Below are 18,302 nucleotides of genomic sequence, written 5' to 3' on the forward strand. Positions count from 1 at the left end.
CCATGCAGCGCTATCGGTAAACTGCTCAGCCTTTTGAAAGAGACCCAATGAGTGAACCACATGAAACGCGTTGTCCTTTACGTTAAAGATAAATGCCCTCACTGCAAAGATGCACAACGCTACCTTGATGCCAAAGGCATCCAATATCGGCTATGCAATGCCAAAATGCAGCGTGGCCGTAAAGAACTAGACGCCATTGGTGCGCGCAGTGTCCCTGTTCTAAAAATTGGTGACCGAGTGCTGATTGGTTGGAACCCGACTAACTTCGAAAAAATCTACCAAAGCAACTAACGCCTTGCACCTAAACATATTGCTTCACGAACTCAATGAAGGTGCGATCGGCATTGGATAGATAACCCTCTTTACGCCATGCTAACGCTAAATCTAACCAAACCGGTGGGTTAAAAGGCACAGCTTGTACATCCGCTTCGTTTTCCGTTACCAACTCGAGCAATGCCGTAATAGCATATTCATGCTTGACGATACTAAGTATCATCGGTAGCAAGTTGGTTTCAAAGGAGAAATTGGCGCAAAGCTTATGTTCTTTACACACTTTGTCGATAAATTCTCGATGGAAGTAACCCGGCTTAAACATCACCAGTTCATGTTCAAAAAACGTATTAAAATCAATCGACGTTTGCTGTGCTAGCTCGTGCTGTTTACCGACTACTGCGACCATTTGCGATGACAGTAGAGGGTCAACTTCTAGATCGGGTGGAAGATCATGATTCAAAATTACGCCAATATCCAGTTCACCGCAAAGTAGCATTTTCCTAATCGATTGCGTACCCGCTTCAATTACCGTCATCTTCAAATTAGGAAAGTGGCTTTTAAACGCCATGACAATTTCTGGAAAAAAGTATGACCCCATCATACTTGGCGCACCTAACCTAACTTCACCTTTTACCAGACCTTTGAGTTCATCCATCGCCAATTGCGCATCTTCTAACTGCTGTAAAATTCGCGTAGCGTGTTCATACAGCACTTGGCCTTCGTGCGTTAATGTGACTTTGCGATCGTCCCGTTTAAACAGCACCACACCTAATTGCTGCTCAAATTTTTTAATAGAGATACTGAGCGCAGGCTGAGCTATGTGCAACATTCTGGCCGCAGATGTAAAGCTGCCGTAATTTGCAACAGCGGTAAAATGTTTCAGGTGGCGAGTGTCCATAGATATTGGCATCCATCTGGATATGCAAAATATATAATGATGATAATTTTAATATATTTTATCAATTCATAAAGCGCTGATATTGTGATCACGTTATTAAGAAATTGAGCAAAAATCATGATTGAATTCGGCAGTAAAGCGTATCGAAAAGTGACTTGGGGTTTAGCTTTAGGCTCATTTTTGGTGTTTTGTAATCTTTATCTTTTTCAGCCAATGCTGCCCTATTTGGCTACTCACTTTCACGTCTCCGAAACACAAATCAACTGGTTATTTGCTGCATCGACTCTCGCTTTATCAGTTAGCTTGGTGCCTTGGGCTATCGGTTCTGAAGCGATTGGTCGAAGAAAAGTGATGCTTATGGGTCTATTTATGATGCCGTTTATTGGCGGTTTGATGCTGATAAGCCAACAATTATGGGTTTTAATATTGGCGCGCGCATTGATGGGAATTGCGCTAGCCGCCTTTGCCTCTGTTGCCGTGGCTTACATGGTTGAAGAGCTCACTCCTCAGGCTTTTAATCAAGCAATTGGTGGCTACATTGCGGCCAATTCACTCGGTGGGATCAGCGGACGTATTTTAGGGGGAATCCTGACTGACGCTTTTGGATGGCAACAAGCGGTCATCGTCATCGCCGTCATTACTTTTATCAGTGCTATCGTGGTCGTATTGTTGCTGCCAACTCAACAAAACTTTGTGCCACAGCGCGGACTATTTTTCCATCATAATCGCGCCTTATTGAAGCATCTATCCAATCGCACCCTATGGTTTGCGATGTTAATTGGTGGTACCAATTTCGCCCTGTTTGTAAACCTATATTCGGTGATGGGTTTTAGGCTAGTAGCGGAACCTTATTCGCTGCCCATTGGATTGGCTTCACTGATTTTCCTATGCTACTTAGCCGGAACACTCAGTTCTAAATTGACTGCTCACTGGAGCAAACGCTATAACGCGATTTCAGGCATGATGCTAGGAGCACTGATCAGTTTATCCGGCATGTGGTTAGCACTGGTTGAATCGATTCCATTGATGCTTATTGGGTTAATGCTGATAAGCTCTGGCGCGTTTTTTACCCATACGCTTGCTTACGCTTGGGTCAGCCAGAAGGCGACGAGTGCCAAAACAACAGCGACCGCTCTTTATTTGATGCATTATTATGTTGGTGGCAGTATCGGCGGCTTCTTCTTACTCTATTGTTGGCAACATGGCGGATGGGCGATGGTAGTATCTGGTGGTATGCTTCTCTACGCCATCATGTTCTATTTATGCTGGAAGCTTCGCCACTACGACCGTTCCCTCGCAAAGCCCTCAGCTATTGGTGAAGTCTTAGGTTAACTCATGCTATGCTTGCGCTAAATTCATCAGCGCAATTACAATCATGAGCTCAACATTGAATACAGCGGTCATTACCGAACACGTCGAACAGTGGCTAAATGATGTCGTTATCGGTCTAAACCTCTGTCCTTTTGCCGCTAAGCCACAGCGTAATCAACAGATTAAAACCTTTGTCAGTACAGCTGATACAGAAGAGTTATTACTGCAAGACATTCTTGAACAATTGCTTGAGCTAGATGGCTGTGAGGCAAAAACACTAGAAACTACGTTAGTTGTAGTACCCAATATGTTGAAGGACTTTTGCGACTACAACCTATTTATCGACTGGGTTGAAGCGTTAATTCGTCAACAAGATTGGGAAGGTATCTTCCAAGTAGCTACCTTCCACCCTGACTACTGCTTCGGTGGCACCGAGCCCGAAGATGATGAAAACCTAACCAATCGCTCTCCATACCCTATATTTCACTTAATCCGTGAAGAGAGCATGGAAAGGGTGCTCAAGCACTACCCTAATCCAGAGGCGATACCTGACACCAATATTGAACACGTCAGTAACCTTAGTGAACAAGAACGTCAGCAACTTTTCCCCTATCTTTTTTTAAATAGTCGACAGTGATTTTCTGCGCGAAGCACGAAGCATAATTCGCAGCATCGCCGTCAGTTTGTTACTATGCGATGCAATCAATACCAACCAACACAATGGACCGAGATAATGCATTTATCTAAGCTTACTCAAGAGATTTACGATCACCTTTACCGCGATATCACAGAGTTTCGTAGCACCTTTGACCTACCTGTTGCTGATACTGGCAGTTTAGACAGCAAAGCCGATACGCTACATACCTCACTGGCGATTGAAGAGTTGACTGAACTTGCAGAAGCCGACAATAAAACCGAACAAGCTGACGCGATTATCGACACGGTTTATGTGTTGATGGGCCGTTTAGTCCACCTAGGCCATAGTAATATTGCTGACAACCTTGCAATCAGCTACCTGATCGATTTGCTACTTAATGTTGCCGTGAACCGTGGTATCGATTTTATCCCGTGCTGGGATGAAGTACACAACTCAAACATGAGCAAAGTATGCCGTAATGAAAAGGAATATGCCGAGACCAAAGCGTATTATGCAGAGCAAGGTATCGAACTCATGGCGGTGCAGAAAGGCGATTATATTATTGCGAAATGCGCACAAGACTTCGTTTCTGACGCCAAAACTATTCGCCAAGGTAAAGTTCTAAAATCGGTTTATTACCGTCCAGCGGATCTAGCTTCACTGACGCAATAAATAAAAAAAAACCACCTTGTGAGAGCAAGGTGGTTAAAGAGACTTATAAAAGCCTAACAAGAACGAGAATGTATCGATTCTAATAATGCGATTGGCATGCCAACTTTTCGTTTAATTCAATACATTGTTTTTGTTAGCCTTTTTTAAAACAAAATTAGACTCACTGATAAGCACATGCTCCAAAATTGTGCTTAATGCACGAGAGTTGTGCTGTCGAACAAAAGTAATACACTACGGTTAATCAAAAATAAGATAGGGTTTACCTTCCACATCAACGTGTTTTACTTGCGTTTGAAACACCTGACTTAATCGCTCACTGCTGAGTACCGTTTCCACCTCACCTAAACTTTGCAGAACTCCCCTTTCTAGTAGCAGTGCGCTGTCTGCATGGCGCAGTGTCCGATTCAAGTCATGGTTAGCCATAATCACCACAATACCTTGCTGTGCAATATGTTCGATTAAACGGTAAAGCAAAACCTCTTGTGCGATATCGAGCGGTGCACTCGGTTCATCTAAAATGAGCAATTTGCCGTATGGATTGATCGATGGCCAAATTTGTAAGCAGATTCCGGCCAAGCGAACACGTTGCCATTCCCCCCCCGAAAGCTGGTGAATTGAACGATGCAATTTATCTTCGATATTTAATAGATGAGTAATGTCATTAACCGCTTGATTAACGGCCTCTGAATGAAGCTCTGCGCAGCTTGGAATGGCTAACGAAAGGTATTGAAACACTTGTAGGTTAAAGGCTGGCTTATCGCTTTGAGAAAGATACGCTCGATGTAACGACAAAGTCTCTAACGACACTTCATTAATATTAACATCACCAATTTGCACCATGCCTTTACTTTCAATAACGCCTGCTAACGCCGCAAGCAGAGTACTTTTACCACTGCCATTAGGGCCAATAACGTGTAGCACCTCTCCCGCTTTGCAACGAAAAGAGAGCGGCAGTAAACGCGCCCCTACTTGTAAACTGGTTACTTGCAACGTATTAACGTGAATCATGGTTTTTTAATAACATCCAAATAAAGATAGGAGCACCAAGCGTAGTAGTCACCACACCAAGCGGTAGTTCAGCACTGATTAATGCCGTGCGTGCAATAATATCGGCAAACACCAATAACAGCGCACCGAACAATGCAGACATCGGCAACAAGTAACGATTTTCAGAACCGAACGCCAAACGCAGTAAATGAGGAACCACTAGACCGACAAAACTTATCACCCCCCCCAAAGCTACTGCTGCACCAACCAATACAGACACCGCTAAAATCAGTTTCCAGCGTAACCGTTCGACATCAACCCCTAACTGCCTAGCGTGTGTTTCTCCCAGCATTAATTTGTCCAAGGTTTTGCCCTGTAGCACAAGCCACGTAATAATCGGTAACGCTACAAGCGACAGCGTATGCTGATACCAACTTGCTCCACCAATACTGCCCATTAACCAGTAAACAAGCTGCCTTAAACCGAGATCATCACTAAAATAAAATGCCCAAGTGACGATCGCTCCAGACAAAATACCTAATGCGACACCAACCAATAAAAGGCGAGTCGTACTCAAACGCATCGCTTTAGCCATGCTCACAAGCAGTAAGGTAAATACCATAGCGCCGATTACCGCTGATAGCATAAAGACTTCCGGTGAAGCCAAGGTTGGGAATAAGAATAAGACAATGACCATCGCGACACTGGCTCCTCCGGAAATACCCAACACACCAGGTTCTGCTAGCACATTACCTAATAAGACTTGTAAGGTTGCCCCTGACACCGCCAGCGATGCACCAATCACGATAGCGGACAATAGTCGAGGAGCTCGAAGCTGTGCCACAAGTTGCCATTCAAGTGAGGTGAGAGCCTGAAACGGAAAGATAAACACCTCTCCTATCATTAAATAGAGTGCGCTAAAGCCGACCAACAATGCCAACATCCAATACAAGGCAAAATGCCAGCGGCGCTGTTTCTTTAAGAGTAACTGATTGAAGTTCATGCACTTATTTGTATAGAAGAGAAACAATAATGGCCTAACCTTACCGTTAAGCCATTAAAATAGAAAGCGCTATAGCCACAACCAGTCACCTTAAGCGCCTTAAAGTGATAACCATCGTTTAATCGTAGACTAATTGACCATCTTCATAACGTGTCGCGACCTTACAGACCATCAATGCTGCCCGCTGCCCTATTGCGACTTTGCGGTTAGGAAATACAACAGCCTCACCTTCATTTTTCGCCATCAACGGCTTATCACCATCGTGACCAAAGACTTCCCCATGCTTGAACGCGGTAAAGTTCTCAACACTATCATCAAACATAAAGTCGAAGTCTTGGTGCATGCGTACTATGGTACGACTAACACGATACATTACCGCTTTCTTGGGTAAATGCTCGGGAATCTCAGCTGAAACCAAGTCACGCATTGCCAAATCAAAAGCAACCAAGCGCTTTAAATTATTTTCGCCAATACGCGCCACTTGTCCAAGCTCGAGCGTTAATGCCTGCGCCGCAAAATGTTCAGCGCTATACCAGCTAAAGGTGCTGGAAGGTGAATTCGACAATAAAACCGCTTCCACATGCGCACTATCGATAAACGACATTAAGGCATGGCTGCGTACTGGATGACGAGACTTAGGGCTCACTGCAAATGAATAGTGTTTAGACAATCGAATCGCACAGTGCAGATCGAGGTGCCAGCGGCTAACTTCCGTCGTGTTTTCATAAAAGTACCCTACCAACTGTTTCAGGTTTCGTGCAATATCGCGCTCTAACGTCGGATTCCCCGTTTTATTATCAAACAGACGATTTAAGTTTTCTTGTACAAATCGAGTGTGTTGGTTAGTAGCTTGAGGGTGAGCAATGATGAATAAGCAGCGATGTTTGATAGCTTGAAACCCAGATAGAATATCATCTACCAGTTTATTTACTAACTCCATCGGGGCAGTTTCATCACCATGAATACCGCAAGAGATGATGATATTTTTACTATTAGCGCTGTAGTTAATAGGAATGACTTCCAATACGCCTCGCTGAAGTACTTTGAGTGTAATACCTGCTGTGGTTTTTATTTCACCTGAGGCCATTTCTTGGCCTAAATCTAGGCTATCAGCTAGAAAAGATTGGCGGAAGAGGGACTTAGTCATGCGTTACTCCTTTATTGCACAGCGGTATGTTAATGAATTGTGCTGATGAATTATGTAGAGACGATCCCACTTATTAAGACATGCAGAGGCAAAACATTTAAAAATTGGCGATAACTTTATCAACTTGTTCAAAAAACACACTAAGCCACATACTCGGCTTTGATTGCGGAAAATTCTATCATTAAATCTAATAGTTACTCCATACTCTGTAATGTACAAACATGTTGCTAGAGTGGAATCCCAATGCTTCTCACCGTTAAATGAATCGCCTCTTTTTTCAGCACTTGAATATGAGTAACGGACTGATTTCCTATTTGTAATGTGGAATACCACGCGGGATTTTGCCAGTCACTACCCAATACATGCGCTAAGATCATCCGGATTGTTCCGCCATGAGCAATAATCAAAGTATCATCACTCAATAACTTTAAACGACGCTCCCAAGCATTGGTGACTCTTTGGTGAAAATCCGCCAGACTTTCTGCTTGTGGCAATTGGTGTGTGGCGGGATCTGCCCAGAATGTTTCTAAAATAGGCCACTGTGCTTGGAGTTCATCAAATGGGACACCATCAAAACAGCCAAAATCCATCTCTTGGAAACCAAGCTCGAAATCACACTGTCTAACAGCATGGTTAGCGACCAAACGACGGGCTAGATCCGAGCAACGCTTGAGTGGTGACGAAATAAGGTGTTGGAATGAGTAGCTAGAAGCCATTAATTTATCGCAAATTTGCTCCTGATGATGTGCAGCCACTAAAACATCAGTTCGACCATTTAAAGCGGGCTTACCTTGCGTTTTTCCATGCCGCAGCAGGTAGATATTGATCATCACAGGCTTTTCAACGTCATCGGTAAGCCGGCAGCAACAAAACTCACTCGTTGTGCAACTTTCGCTAATGCTTGGTTCATCCAGCCTGCATTATCAACAAATAACCGTGAGACTTCTCCCATAGGTATAACACCTAAACCAACCTCATTAGAGACAAGAATAATCTTAGCTGTCGATTGTTCAACAGTTTCACATAACCCGCTAACCTGCTGTTTGATTTGTGTCTCACTGGCTTGCTGTCCATGGTTATAAATAATGTTATTCATCCACAACGTTAAGCAATCAACCAATACTATATCTCTGCATGAGAAATTTTTTAACTGCTCAACCAAATGATAAGGGCATTCATGCTCTTGCCAACTATCGTCTCTTTGCTGCTGGTGATGTGCAATACGCGTACGCATTTCATCATCAAAAGCAATGGCCGTAGAAACATAATGAAGCTGTGCGTGTGGATGTTCTGCTAACAACATATGGTAGGCTTGCTGAGCATTCTGCTCAGCAAATCGAGATTTACCACTACGAGCACCGCCTAAAATGAGATGTACCATTATTCGATCACTCCCATCGTTAGAAAACCATATTGAGCAAACGCAATCAGCAATAAGTAGATCAACAGCTCCATAATCTGCTGGGCAGCACCCAGACAGTCACCAGTGAACCCTCCGATGCGAGCCATTAGCCAAGATTTAAACAAAGTGCGAAAAACGATAGCCAACCCAATCAAAGCGATAACCACAGGCAAACCCAGCCAAAAGCAGGGCAATAAACCGCACAACAGTAAAAAACATAGCTCTGAAAACGTCTGTTTATTAGCAAGCGGCTTACTTTTGCTGGTATCGAGATCACTCACATAAGGCATATCAAAAATCAGCGATGCCGCAATGGCGCGGCTATACCCATAACCGACGAGCCATACCACAACCAGATTACTGTATCCTACCAGCGTACTGAGAAAGAGATACTTACAGAGTAACGCCATTACTAACGCTGACGCGCCATAAGTCCCAATACGGCTGTCTTTCATAATAGCGAGACGGCGTTCAACCGTCATTCCACCACCGATACCATCAGCCATATCGGTCAGACCATCTTCATGAAAAGCGCCCGTGAGCAATAAGCTAATGACCATGGTTAACGCAATGCTGACCTCAGCAGGAAAAATAAGGCTCAATCCGCTGTAGCATGTTGCACATATTGCACCTAGTAGTAATCCAACTAAGGCAAAATAGCGTCCAGAGCGATTCATTCTATCGCTAGAATAAGGAGTCTTTTCAGGGATTGGCAAACGTGAAAAAAAACTTAACGCCAACCAAAACAGTTCCAGTTGATACTTTAATGCGCTGAGCATTACACTGTCACTCCGGCGTCTGTAATCGAGTAATCACCAACAAACACCAATACGGTCGGGCAAGTAATTTGTCTATGCTCTTGTTTTAACATCGATTGTTCAAATCTTGTGTGAAAACCATAGTTTACTCGTATTAAGAGAAAACGGCTACGCTTCAGCAAGATATACCCAAACAACTTGAAGTTGCAGGTAGACGGCAAGTGAGTTCAGCGGAACGCTAATAATAAGTCTAATAAATAAGTAATACTGAGATACAATGGTGATGAACATAAGAAAATAGAGGCAACGATGGATAAGCGAAGTATGACTGTGATCATGGCTGGTGCGTCAGGTCTGGTTGGACAGCACGTATTAGACATAATGTTGGAAGAACAAGCCGTCTCTCGTATCTATTCATTGGTACGAAAAAGATCTGGAATTAAACACAAGAAACTGCATGAGTTTATTCAAGCTGATTTACAAATCACCCATTGGGATGAAGAAAAGATCAGCCCCGAGCTTGGTGTTATTACTTTAGGTACAACATTGAAACAAGCAGGCTCAAAAAAAGGGTTAGAAAAAGTAGACTATGAATTAGTGTGCCTAGTCGCGCAAACCATGAGAACACTTGGCGTAAAACGTTTAGCGGTGGTTTCAAGTCTTGGGGCCAAGGCACAATCATCATCTCATTACTTAAAGTGTAAAGGACGCATGGAAGAAGCCATACGTCGCATGGATTTTGAACAGATAACCTTCGTCAGACCCGGGCCATTGGTTGGCAAAAGAGCTATTGAACGTACCGATGAAAAATGGACACAGCGTATCCTTTGCTTGATGAAACCACTATTGATCGGACGGATGAGAAACCTAATTCCGATCTCAGCTCAAGATGTAGCGCGAAGCCTTTTATATAGTCTTTTTCAACAGCAAGTTCGCCATGTTGATGTTCTACATTCTTCCGAGATGTTAACACTGCTTAACAAATACCGATAAATAAGTCAGATTTCAACCAAAGTGAATTAAAATCAATCAAAATAAAGGTATTGATAACCTTTTGTTCTAATAATATTTATTTCATATTTTCATTCACGCTATTTGTCCGATATGTTCACCCTCAATTATACCAATCGTAGTAAATAACTGTTCATCCTAGCTGGTTAAAATGCTCGATAACTGCGTTAGAATTTTTGATTGTAGAATAACTACTTATCGAAAAATCCTGCCTTGTTCTCAAGCCTTTTTCCCGCACTATTTCTGATCACTTATTTACTGTGATTGGTGTTGCTCTTTCTTTTATAAAACCCAAAGTCGGTGAAGTTGTTTTAAAAACGCAACATTATCGCATTGAATGTCTCAGGGATGATGACTGCGGGGACAATGACTAACCGTCTGCTTGGTGATAAAACACCACAAGTGCAACAGCAGCAAGCGTAAGCGCTTACTGTTGATTACTCGTGAACGACCGATGCCTATGCACCGGTTTTTTATTTTTCGCTGATGATTACAGCCCCATATCGCTTCACACATTGCTATGTAAGACGGGCAATGGTCTAATAAACCTAACCTTTCAGCAACTGGATACTATTGAATGCGACAAGAGCACACGCCTACTTTCTTCTTTTTTGATTATGAAACTTGGGGAGTAAGCCCAGCAAAGGATCGCCCTAGCCAGTTTGCTGGTGTTCGCACCGACATGGAGTTCAATATTATTGGCGAGCCGTTGGTTATCTATTGCCAACCTCCTGCTGATTACCTCCCCTCTCCAGAAGCGGCGCTTATTACTGGTATCACCCCACAAAAAACGATGAGTCATGGTATTAGCGAGCCAGAATTTATAGCTAAAATACACGCTGAGCTATCAACCCCTAATACCACCAGCCTTGGCTATAACAGCATTCGATTTGACGACGAAGTCACACGCTACACTTGCTACCGAAATTTTATTGATCCGTATGCATGGAGCTGGCAAAAAGGCAATTCACGTTGGGATTTACTTGATGTTATGCGTGCATGCCATGCATTACGTCCAGAGGGTATCAACTGGCCAGAAAATGAAGATGGGTTCACCAGTTTTAAATTAGAGCATTTATCTGTCGCTAACGGTATCGAACACGCGAATGCTCATGATGCAATGGCCGATGTTATCGCTACCATCGAACTTGCAAAGAAAGTCAAAGCCGCGCAGCCTAAGTTGTTTGATTACTTTTTCAATATGCGCCACAAACGTAAACTCAATGACCTCGTTGATATCGTCAACATGACGCCACTGATGCACGTTTCTGGCATGCTCGGCCGTGAATGCCAATACACCAGTTGGATTGTACCAATCGCCTGGCACCCCACTAACCAAAACGCAGTGATTGTGGTTGACCTTGCGAAAAACCCGCAGCCATTGATAGACCTAAACGTCGAAGAGTTACAGCAACGCTTATACACAAAACGAGACGATCTTGCACCGGATGAGCTGCCCGTACCAATCAAGCTGGTGCACCTTAATAAATGCCCCATTTTAGCACCTGCCAAAACGTTAACCGCGGAAAATGCAGAAAAGATAGGGATTGATCGAACGGTATGTTTGCAAAACTTAGCCGTGATTAAACAACACCCTGAAATCCGAGAAAAACTGGTTGGCCTGTACAGTATCGAGCGAGAGTATCCGGCCAATGATGATGTCGATAGCCAACTGTATGACGGATTCTTTTCGCCTTCGGATAAAGCCGCTATGGATATTATCCGTGAGACCGACCCGGTAAATTTATCTGCTTTAGAGATTAGCTTTAGTGATAAACGGATTGAGCCCCTACTATTTCGTTATCGCGCGCGCAACTACCCTTTGACACTAAGCGATGAAGAACAACAGCGTTGGGCTGCACATTGCCGAGAGTATTTTGAAAATCGTATTGAAGAATATAGCCTCAATTTGGAAAACTTAGTTCATACCTATGAGAGTGACGAAAAGAAAATCGCTATTTTAAAATCCGTTTACCATTACGTGGAAACTATTACCCGTTGAAAATATGGCTAGCTGGAAGTAAGACGATTTAACTATTTAGGCAACAGAATGCAAAGCAGTTACCTAGCTCATTCAGTCTTGCCTTGTTAACCAACAGCACTAAACGTTTCTGACTTAGACACGGCACAATTTTTTATGTTGAATACATTCGCAAAATACATTGTCTCATTAGGCCTAATTCTACTTTGCCTACTAGCGGGCATTAACTTACAAACTTGGCTTGGCATCTCTATTCCTGGCAGCATCATTGGTATGCTGCTCCTATTTGCACTAATGACCAGTGGATTAATCCCTGTAGAGTGGGTGAAACCAAGTGCTAGCCTGTTTATTCGTTACATGATTTTACTTTTTGTTCCGATAAGCGTTGGCTTAATGGAGCATTTTGAGATACTCATTAACAATGCAATACCGATACTTGCTAGTGCCGTTGGTGGCACATTAATTGTGCTTGTTTCTCTTGGCTGGATACTGGATCGTTTTTTGAAAAAGGGGAATAAGTAATGTGGCTGCTAGTAACTATCTTGGTATTTTTTTTCACGCGTTGGCTTAGCAAAAAATGCAAAACACCACTGATGAACCCTTTATTAATCAGCCTTGTAATCATTATTCCTATTTTACTGTTTTTTAAAGTCCCTTTTGAAACCTACTATGCAGATAATCAATGGCTAAGTTTGCTATTGCAACCTGCCGTGGTGGCACTTGCTTATCCTTTATATGAGCAGCTACCACAAATACGTTCGAACTGGCGCATTATTACGTTGGCCTGTGGCGTAGGCAGTGTTATGTCGATGCTGACCGCCAGTATGATCGCTGTGTATATGCAAGCCGATACTCAGTTAATCGCCAGTTTGCTGGGTAAATCCGTAACCACACCGATCGCAATGGAAGTGTCGAGTAACTTAGGAGGAGAACCTGCGGTTGCCGCCATTTTAGTGGTGATAGTTGGATTATTTGGCGCGATTCTCGCCTACCCTATCTATAACCTGTTAGGTATTACGCACCCGATCGCTAAAGGATTAACAATGGGAACCGTATCGCACGCCTTGGGTACCGCAACCTGTGCTGAGAAAGATCCTCGTGATGCCGCTTTCAGCTCTCTGGCTTTAGTCGTGTGCGGTGTCATTACATCGGTTTTAGCGCCAAGCTTTTTTGCCTTTTCAGTGTGGTTAGCAAGCCTATAATCATTACAATAATCGATAGATTACAAACAAACATTGACAATAGCTATTTGACATATATCACTTAATCTCAGACTGCAATCGACATCATGTGTGACCTCACTCTAATTATGAAAAATGAAATATCGTTGCATTTATCAATGTGATCATAATCACAGAGAATTTTCATTTGTCACCTAGAATAGACTTCAATACATTGATAAGGATTCACTATGAAAAGCCGTATTGAACAAGCACTAGCTGATACACCAAAACCGATTGCAGAGTTTTTGGCCGCTATTATGCTGTCAGATGACTTTGATGCAACTCTATCACCAGAACAGTTTGAGCAGTTGCTTGCAATATCTGGATTAGAAGACTCGGAATTACGCCTCGCCTTGCTGCCTTTCGCTGCAGCTTATGCTTATGTGCCACTTTCTAACTTCTATGTGGGAGCAATTGTAAGAGGCTTATCCGGTCGCTTATATTTTGGTGCCAATATGGAGTTTTCCGGCGCACAGTTAGGCCAAACCGTTCATGCGGAGCAGTGCGCAATCAGCCACGCTTGGATGAAAGGTGAGCAAGGTATAACTGATGTCACCGTGAATTTCAGCCCATGTGGTCACTGCCGTCAGTTTATGAATGAGCTAACCACCGCTAAATCACTGACTATCCAATTGCCAGAACGTGACGAAAAATCTCTCGATGAATACTTACCTGATTCCTTCGGACCGTCTGATCTTGGTATCGAATCAGGCCTGATGGCGAGTGCAAATCATGGCAAAATGACCAGTGAGGGTGATCAATTAATACTAGCCGCGCTAACGGGTCTAAACCGCAGCTATGCCCCTTACACAAAAAACTTAAGCGGTGTTGCTTTACGAGTCGAAAGTGGCAAAACCTTTATTGGCTCTTATGCTGAAAACGCGGCTTTCAATCCGAGCCTACCACCGCTACAAGTTGCCTTGACACAGTTAATGATGAGCGGTGAGAGTTTTGACCAAATTACTTCCGCGGCATTAGTAGAAATGGTCGAGGGAAATATTAGTCACCTCGCAGATACACAATCAACTCTCGAAGTGATTAACCCTGATATTCCCGTTTCCTACCTAATGGTTTAACCACATCATAGTGGCATAAAAAATCCTCGAGCGATCGGGGATTTTTTATTGGCGGAAAAACAACAAGCAATGCTTATACCATTTAATAAAAATCCATTCAAAACCATGACGGCATTGTGAAAGGCTGTTAATTTAGCGTAAGGGTTTCATTTAAAGATCAACGGATTAATTTATGTTTGAGCAAGTGGTTAATATTCTGTTCCCAGTCATAGCCTTAGTGGGCGTAGGGTTCATGATAGGTCGTTGGCAAAAACCAGATTTTCGCCCCATTAATCGCATCAATATGGACGCTTTCGTTCCGGCTCTTGTTTTTTCATCTCTAGCAACCATGCCACTCGACACTCAGCAACTTCCGTTGATTGCAGCTTCCCTAATTGCCGTTTTTATCCCCGCTCTTTTGATGATTCCCATTTGTTTGATGATGAAAATTAACTATAAGGCGTGGGCTCCATTACACATGTTTCGCAATAGCGGTAATTTAGCGATTCCGCTTTTCACCTATACATTCGGCGAGTCTGCATTAGGGTCAGCCGTCTTATTATTTGTGGTTTCAACATGTCTACATATTAGCCTTGGCCTAGCACTTCTTAGTAAAGGCAATCCATTTAAGCAGATCATTTCTACGCCGTTATTCATCGCTGCCGCTATTGCTATGACATTGAATGTATCGGGCATTACCGTTTGGAAACCTCTTTATGAAGCGACGTCATTACTGGGGCAAGCCGCGGTTCCCGTGATGTTAATTTCTCTCGGTTCTCAGATGATCAATTTGAAATTATCAGGGTTCAAAGTCGGGGCGATTTCTAGCTTGTTATCTTTAGCCACTGGGGCTGTGAGTTTTCTGCTGATTTACTACTTCATTCCATTACCCACTATGCAGCTACAAATGATGGTTTTGTTCACCATGCTGCCCCCTGCCGTCATGAACTATCTGTTTGCAGAACGTTTTAATATTGAACCAACAAACGTCGCGTCAATGGTATTGTTTGGTAATTTCTTTTGCCTGATTACACTACCAATTCTACTCACTGTTGCCCTCTTGCTATAGTTCATCTTACTTATAGAACAAGCAAGAACCATTGAATGTAAAGATTGGTGAATTAGGTTCACAGAGCATCACCAGAGGTCTAAGATAATAACCACGTCAATTTTGTGGGTTATCAGTCATGAAAATGATCTTCTTGGTTTGCCTATTGCTTTGGTTGCCTTCTGTGGTGGTGACATGGGATAACACAATAGACTTCTTCTACTGGCGACATCACTTTGTTATCTTGACTGGCTTCCTTGCTTTAGCCTATATGAGTGTTGCAATGCTGACCGCAATGCGCTTTTCGAAAGTGGAGCAATGGCTAGACGGGCTGGATAAAAGCTACGCGGTACATAAATCGCTCGGGATACATGCCACAATAGCTTTAACCTGCCATTGGCTACTTATGAAAATCCCCAAATGGCTAATATTATTGGGTTGGCTCGAACGACCACACCGACAAAATCGTATCCACCAAATACAAGATGCTATTCCTTGGGCCGCACTAGCTAAAGATGTGGGAGAGTTCGCTTTCTACACGTTCGTTATTTTTGTTGGAATCAGTTTGTTTGAGGCGATCAGCTATCGCCATTTCAAATTCACACACAAACTTGGCGGTGTCATCTTCATGGCCGGAGCGTTCCACTCCATTGTCTTAATTGATATTAGTTCGGAAACGATGAGCATGAATGTCGTCATTGTTAGCCTAGCGCTACTTGGTTCGGTTTGCGCCCTGATCTCCTTATCAGGACGCATCGGGCAAGCAAACAAAGTGACCGGGCAAGTTAGCCATGTTCAACCGATCTTAGATGAAAGCGGTCATGGTGATATTGTGCACTTTTCAATTCAGCTATCTAAACCGCTCTCTTACCAAGCTGGGCAGTTTGCTTATTTAAGTTTTGATGATAAAGAGCCACCTCACCCATTTTCCATTTTGTCTTACCAGAGGCATAACAATCACATTGAGTTTGCCGTAAAAGATCTTGGTGATTATACCCACCACTTAGTCACCTCTATCTTCGTGGGACAAAAGGTAACGGTTGAAGGTGGATATGGGAAATTCAACATACCCACTAGTCGTGAGCAAGTATGGGTTGGAGCTGGCATTGGTATCGTACCTTTTCTTGCTTGGTTACAAAGACTTAGCTCTACTCCCCATAATAATAGCCAGCACATCACACTCTATTACTGCCGTGAATCAGACCATCAACAATATTTTGTTGAGTTACTCAATCGGCTGGTTCCAAAACTACCCAATGTGACGTTGCAAGTGTATACCGCCAGTCATAACCAACGTTTATGTGCCCAACGAATCGCAAACCAATTAGATTTACAACAAGGTGAAGTGAGTTTTTGTGGCCCAAAAATTTTTGGCCAAACGCTCAAAAAGCAGTTAATCAGCATGGGGTTAGATCGCTGTCATTTTCATAATGAACTCTTTAACATGCGCTAAAAACATAGATTGCCGCACAAAAGCAAACGTTTGCTTTTGTGCTAATTTTCAGTATCATCCTAGCTGTTTTCGCTATTACTTTTTGCATGAATGTAAGGATTCACTATGTTTGGTACTGCTACACGTGAAAATGCCACTCGCGTTTTACTGCTTGGTTCAGGAGAATTAGGTAAAGAAGTGGCGATTGAATGTCAACGTTTGGGTTTAGAAGTGATCGCATGTGATCGTTATGCCGATGCACCAGCGATGCAAATTGCACACCGTAGCCATGTGATAGATATGCTCGATGGTGATGCGTTACAAGCAATCATTGAACTAGAAAAACCAGACTACGTGGTACCAGAAATCGAAGCGATTGCCACCAGTAAACTTGTCGAATTGGAAGCGCAAGGCCTTAACGTTGTCCCTACGGCTAAAGCGACTCAACTGACGATGAACCGCGAAGGAATTCGTCGCCTTGCCGCAGAAACACTCTCCTTACCGACATCGCCTTACCAGTTTGCCGACAGTCACGACGATTTTATAGTAGCAGTAGAACAAGTTGGGATTCCATGCGTAGTAAAACCCGTCATGAGCTCGTCTGGTAAAGGACAAAGTGTGATCAAGTCTTCCGAGGATGTGGAAAAGGCATGGACTTACGCTCAAGAAGGTGGCCGAACAGGAGCAGGTAGAGTCATCGTTGAAGGTTTTATCGATTTTGACTACGAAATTACGCTACTCACTGTGCGTGCCGTTGATGGTGTGCACTTTTGCGCCCCAATCGGACATCATCAAGAAGACGGTGACTACCGTGAGTCTTGGCAGCCTCAAGCCATGTCAGCTAATGCCGTTAAAGCTGCAGAGTACGTAGCTGAACAAGTTGTGAATGCGTTGGGCGGTTACGGTCTGTTTGGCGTAGAGCTGTTCGTAAAGGGTGATAAAGTCATTTTTAACGAAGTCTCACCTCGTCCACATGACACGGGAATGGTGACCTTAATTTCTCAGGACATGTCTGAATTTGCCTTGCACGTGCGTGCTTTTACCGGCATGCCAATCCACTCCATTACTCAATATGGTCCTAGCGCTTCAGCAGTGATTCTCGGCCAAGGATCATCAAGCAATATTCGCTTTGATGGCATTGACGAAGCTCTTGCCATGCCGAAAACTCAAATTCGCTTGTTTGGTAAACCTGACATTGATGGCCGACGTCGACTCGGTGTGACCTTGACGCGCCGCTCTTATGTTGAAAGCGCAATTGAAGATGCGATTGGTAGTGCTAAAAAAGTCAAAGTTATTTATTAGCTTATATTGACCTCTAAATAGAATAGGCAGATACCCTAATGCCGTTCACTTAAGGTGAGCGGCATTGTATTTTCTAGGGTATCGGCTTGGCTTTTTCTTCACGACTCTAGGGAAGGATCTTTCTCGCCTAGGTTCAAGTATTAAGCTCCCACTCATTGCGTA

General features: G+C 43.3%; 19 protein-coding genes. 12 read left to right on the forward strand and 7 right to left on the reverse strand.

The window, feature by feature from the left end; genetic code table 11:
* The first annotated feature begins 60 nt into the window (after window positions 1-60).
* Complete coding sequence (locus AACW06_RS12595; protein WP_053309385.1) at window positions 61-291, forward strand: glutaredoxin family protein; 231 nt, start codon at window positions 61-63, stop codon at window positions 289-291.
* 10 nt (window positions 292-301) lie between these two features.
* Here the strand turns inward: AACW06_RS12595 and AACW06_RS12600 are convergent, their stop codons facing one another.
* Window positions 302-1,171 (reverse strand): LysR family transcriptional regulator, encoded by an 870-nt coding sequence (locus AACW06_RS12600; protein WP_168521846.1) that lies wholly within the window; start codon window positions 1,169-1,171, stop codon window positions 302-304.
* 117 nt (window positions 1,172-1,288) lie between these two features.
* Between AACW06_RS12600 and AACW06_RS12605 the strand changes: the two genes are divergently transcribed.
* The 3 genes from AACW06_RS12605 (at window position 1,289) to AACW06_RS12615 (ending at window position 3,791) form a co-directional block, all read left to right on the forward strand.
* Window positions 1,289-2,503 (forward strand): MFS transporter, encoded by a 1,215-nt coding sequence (locus AACW06_RS12605; protein WP_192075315.1) that lies wholly within the window; start codon window positions 1,289-1,291, stop codon window positions 2,501-2,503.
* 43 nt (window positions 2,504-2,546) lie between these two features.
* A complete protein-coding gene (locus AACW06_RS12610) occupies window positions 2,547-3,119 on the forward strand; it encodes a DUF1415 domain-containing protein (protein WP_192075316.1) in 573 nt (190 codons plus the stop codon).
* A 96-nt stretch (window positions 3,120-3,215) separates the two neighbouring features.
* Window positions 3,216-3,791, forward strand: coding sequence for a nucleoside triphosphate pyrophosphohydrolase family protein (locus AACW06_RS12615; RefSeq protein ID WP_192075317.1), 576 nt, complete (start codon window positions 3,216-3,218; stop codon window positions 3,789-3,791).
* A gap of 237 nt (window positions 3,792-4,028) precedes the next feature.
* Here the strand turns inward: AACW06_RS12615 and btuD are convergent, their stop codons facing one another.
* The 6 genes from btuD to AACW06_RS12645 form a co-directional block, all read right to left on the reverse strand.
* Entirely contained in the window at window positions 4,029-4,799 is a 771-nt protein-coding gene (gene btuD / locus AACW06_RS12620; protein ID WP_192075318.1) for a vitamin B12 ABC transporter ATP-binding protein BtuD, read from the reverse strand.
* A complete protein-coding gene (gene btuC / locus AACW06_RS12625) occupies window positions 4,786-5,781 on the reverse strand; it encodes a vitamin B12 ABC transporter permease BtuC (protein ID WP_168521840.1) in 996 nt (331 codons plus the stop codon). The genes btuD and btuC overlap by 14 nt, the downstream gene beginning before the upstream one ends.
* Before the next feature lie 118 nt (window positions 5,782-5,899).
* Complete coding sequence (locus AACW06_RS12630) at window positions 5,900-6,928, reverse strand: succinylglutamate desuccinylase (RefSeq protein ID WP_192075319.1); 1,029 nt, start codon at window positions 6,926-6,928, stop codon at window positions 5,900-5,902.
* 227 nt (window positions 6,929-7,155) lie between these two features.
* Window positions 7,156-7,758 carry a histidine phosphatase family protein gene (locus AACW06_RS12635; protein ID WP_192075320.1) on the reverse strand — a complete coding sequence of 201 codons (603 nt, stop codon included), beginning with the start codon at window positions 7,756-7,758 and terminating at the stop codon, window positions 7,156-7,158.
* Window positions 7,758-8,309 carry a bifunctional adenosylcobinamide kinase/adenosylcobinamide-phosphate guanylyltransferase gene (gene cobU / locus AACW06_RS12640; protein WP_192075321.1) on the reverse strand — a complete coding sequence of 184 codons (552 nt, stop codon included), beginning with the start codon at window positions 8,307-8,309 and terminating at the stop codon, window positions 7,758-7,760. The genes AACW06_RS12635 and cobU overlap by 1 nt, the downstream gene beginning before the upstream one ends.
* Window positions 8,309-9,109: an adenosylcobinamide-GDP ribazoletransferase gene (locus AACW06_RS12645; RefSeq protein ID WP_192075322.1), complete on the reverse strand. Its 801-nt coding sequence runs from the start codon at window positions 9,107-9,109 to the stop codon at window positions 8,309-8,311. The genes cobU and AACW06_RS12645 overlap by 1 nt, the downstream gene beginning before the upstream one ends.
* 288 nt (window positions 9,110-9,397) lie before the next feature.
* Here AACW06_RS12645 and AACW06_RS12650 point away from each other — a divergent pair, with 288 nt between their 5' ends.
* From AACW06_RS12650 to purT, 8 genes are all read left to right on the forward strand, one after another.
* The gene (locus AACW06_RS12650; protein WP_192075323.1) at window positions 9,398-10,081 is read left to right on the forward strand and encodes an NAD(P)H-binding protein; all 684 of its coding nucleotides are present in this window, start codon (window positions 9,398-9,400) and stop codon (window positions 10,079-10,081) included.
* 595 nt (window positions 10,082-10,676) lie between these two features.
* On the forward strand, window positions 10,677-12,101 hold the full coding sequence (gene sbcB, locus AACW06_RS12655) for an exodeoxyribonuclease I (RefSeq protein ID WP_192075324.1): 1,425 nt from the start codon (window positions 10,677-10,679) through the stop codon (window positions 12,099-12,101).
* Window positions 12,102-12,236: 135 nt separating this feature from the next.
* Window positions 12,237-12,602 (forward strand): CidA/LrgA family protein, encoded by a 366-nt coding sequence (locus tag AACW06_RS12660; protein ID WP_192075325.1) that lies wholly within the window; start codon window positions 12,237-12,239, stop codon window positions 12,600-12,602.
* Window positions 12,602-13,282, forward strand: a complete 681-nt coding sequence (locus AACW06_RS12665; RefSeq protein WP_192075326.1) for a CidB/LrgB family autolysis modulator — start codon at window positions 12,602-12,604, stop codon at window positions 13,280-13,282. The genes AACW06_RS12660 and AACW06_RS12665 overlap by 1 nt, the downstream gene beginning before the upstream one ends.
* A 209-nt stretch (window positions 13,283-13,491) precedes the next feature.
* Window positions 13,492-14,379, forward strand: a complete 888-nt coding sequence (cdd, locus tag AACW06_RS12670) for a cytidine deaminase (protein ID WP_192075327.1) — start codon at window positions 13,492-13,494, stop codon at window positions 14,377-14,379.
* 172 nt (window positions 14,380-14,551) lie between these two features.
* A complete protein-coding gene (locus AACW06_RS12675) occupies window positions 14,552-15,427 on the forward strand; it encodes an AEC family transporter (protein WP_192075328.1) in 876 nt (291 codons plus the stop codon).
* Window positions 15,428-15,545: 118 nt separating this feature from the next.
* Window positions 15,546-16,859 carry a ferredoxin reductase family protein gene (locus tag AACW06_RS12680; RefSeq protein WP_192075329.1) on the forward strand — a complete coding sequence of 438 codons (1,314 nt, stop codon included), beginning with the start codon at window positions 15,546-15,548 and terminating at the stop codon, window positions 16,857-16,859.
* Between the two features lie 105 nt (window positions 16,860-16,964).
* The gene (purT, locus tag AACW06_RS12685) at window positions 16,965-18,140 is read left to right on the forward strand and encodes a formate-dependent phosphoribosylglycinamide formyltransferase (RefSeq protein WP_192075330.1); all 1,176 of its coding nucleotides are present in this window, start codon (window positions 16,965-16,967) and stop codon (window positions 18,138-18,140) included.
* The last annotated feature ends 162 nt before the right edge of the window (window positions 18,141-18,302 follow it).

Origin of the sequence: Vibrio sp. S12_S33 (assembly GCF_963889785.1) — a bacterium.
In the GTDB taxonomy this organism is placed as follows: domain Bacteria; phylum Pseudomonadota; class Gammaproteobacteria; order Enterobacterales; family Vibrionaceae; genus Vibrio; species Vibrio aestuarianus.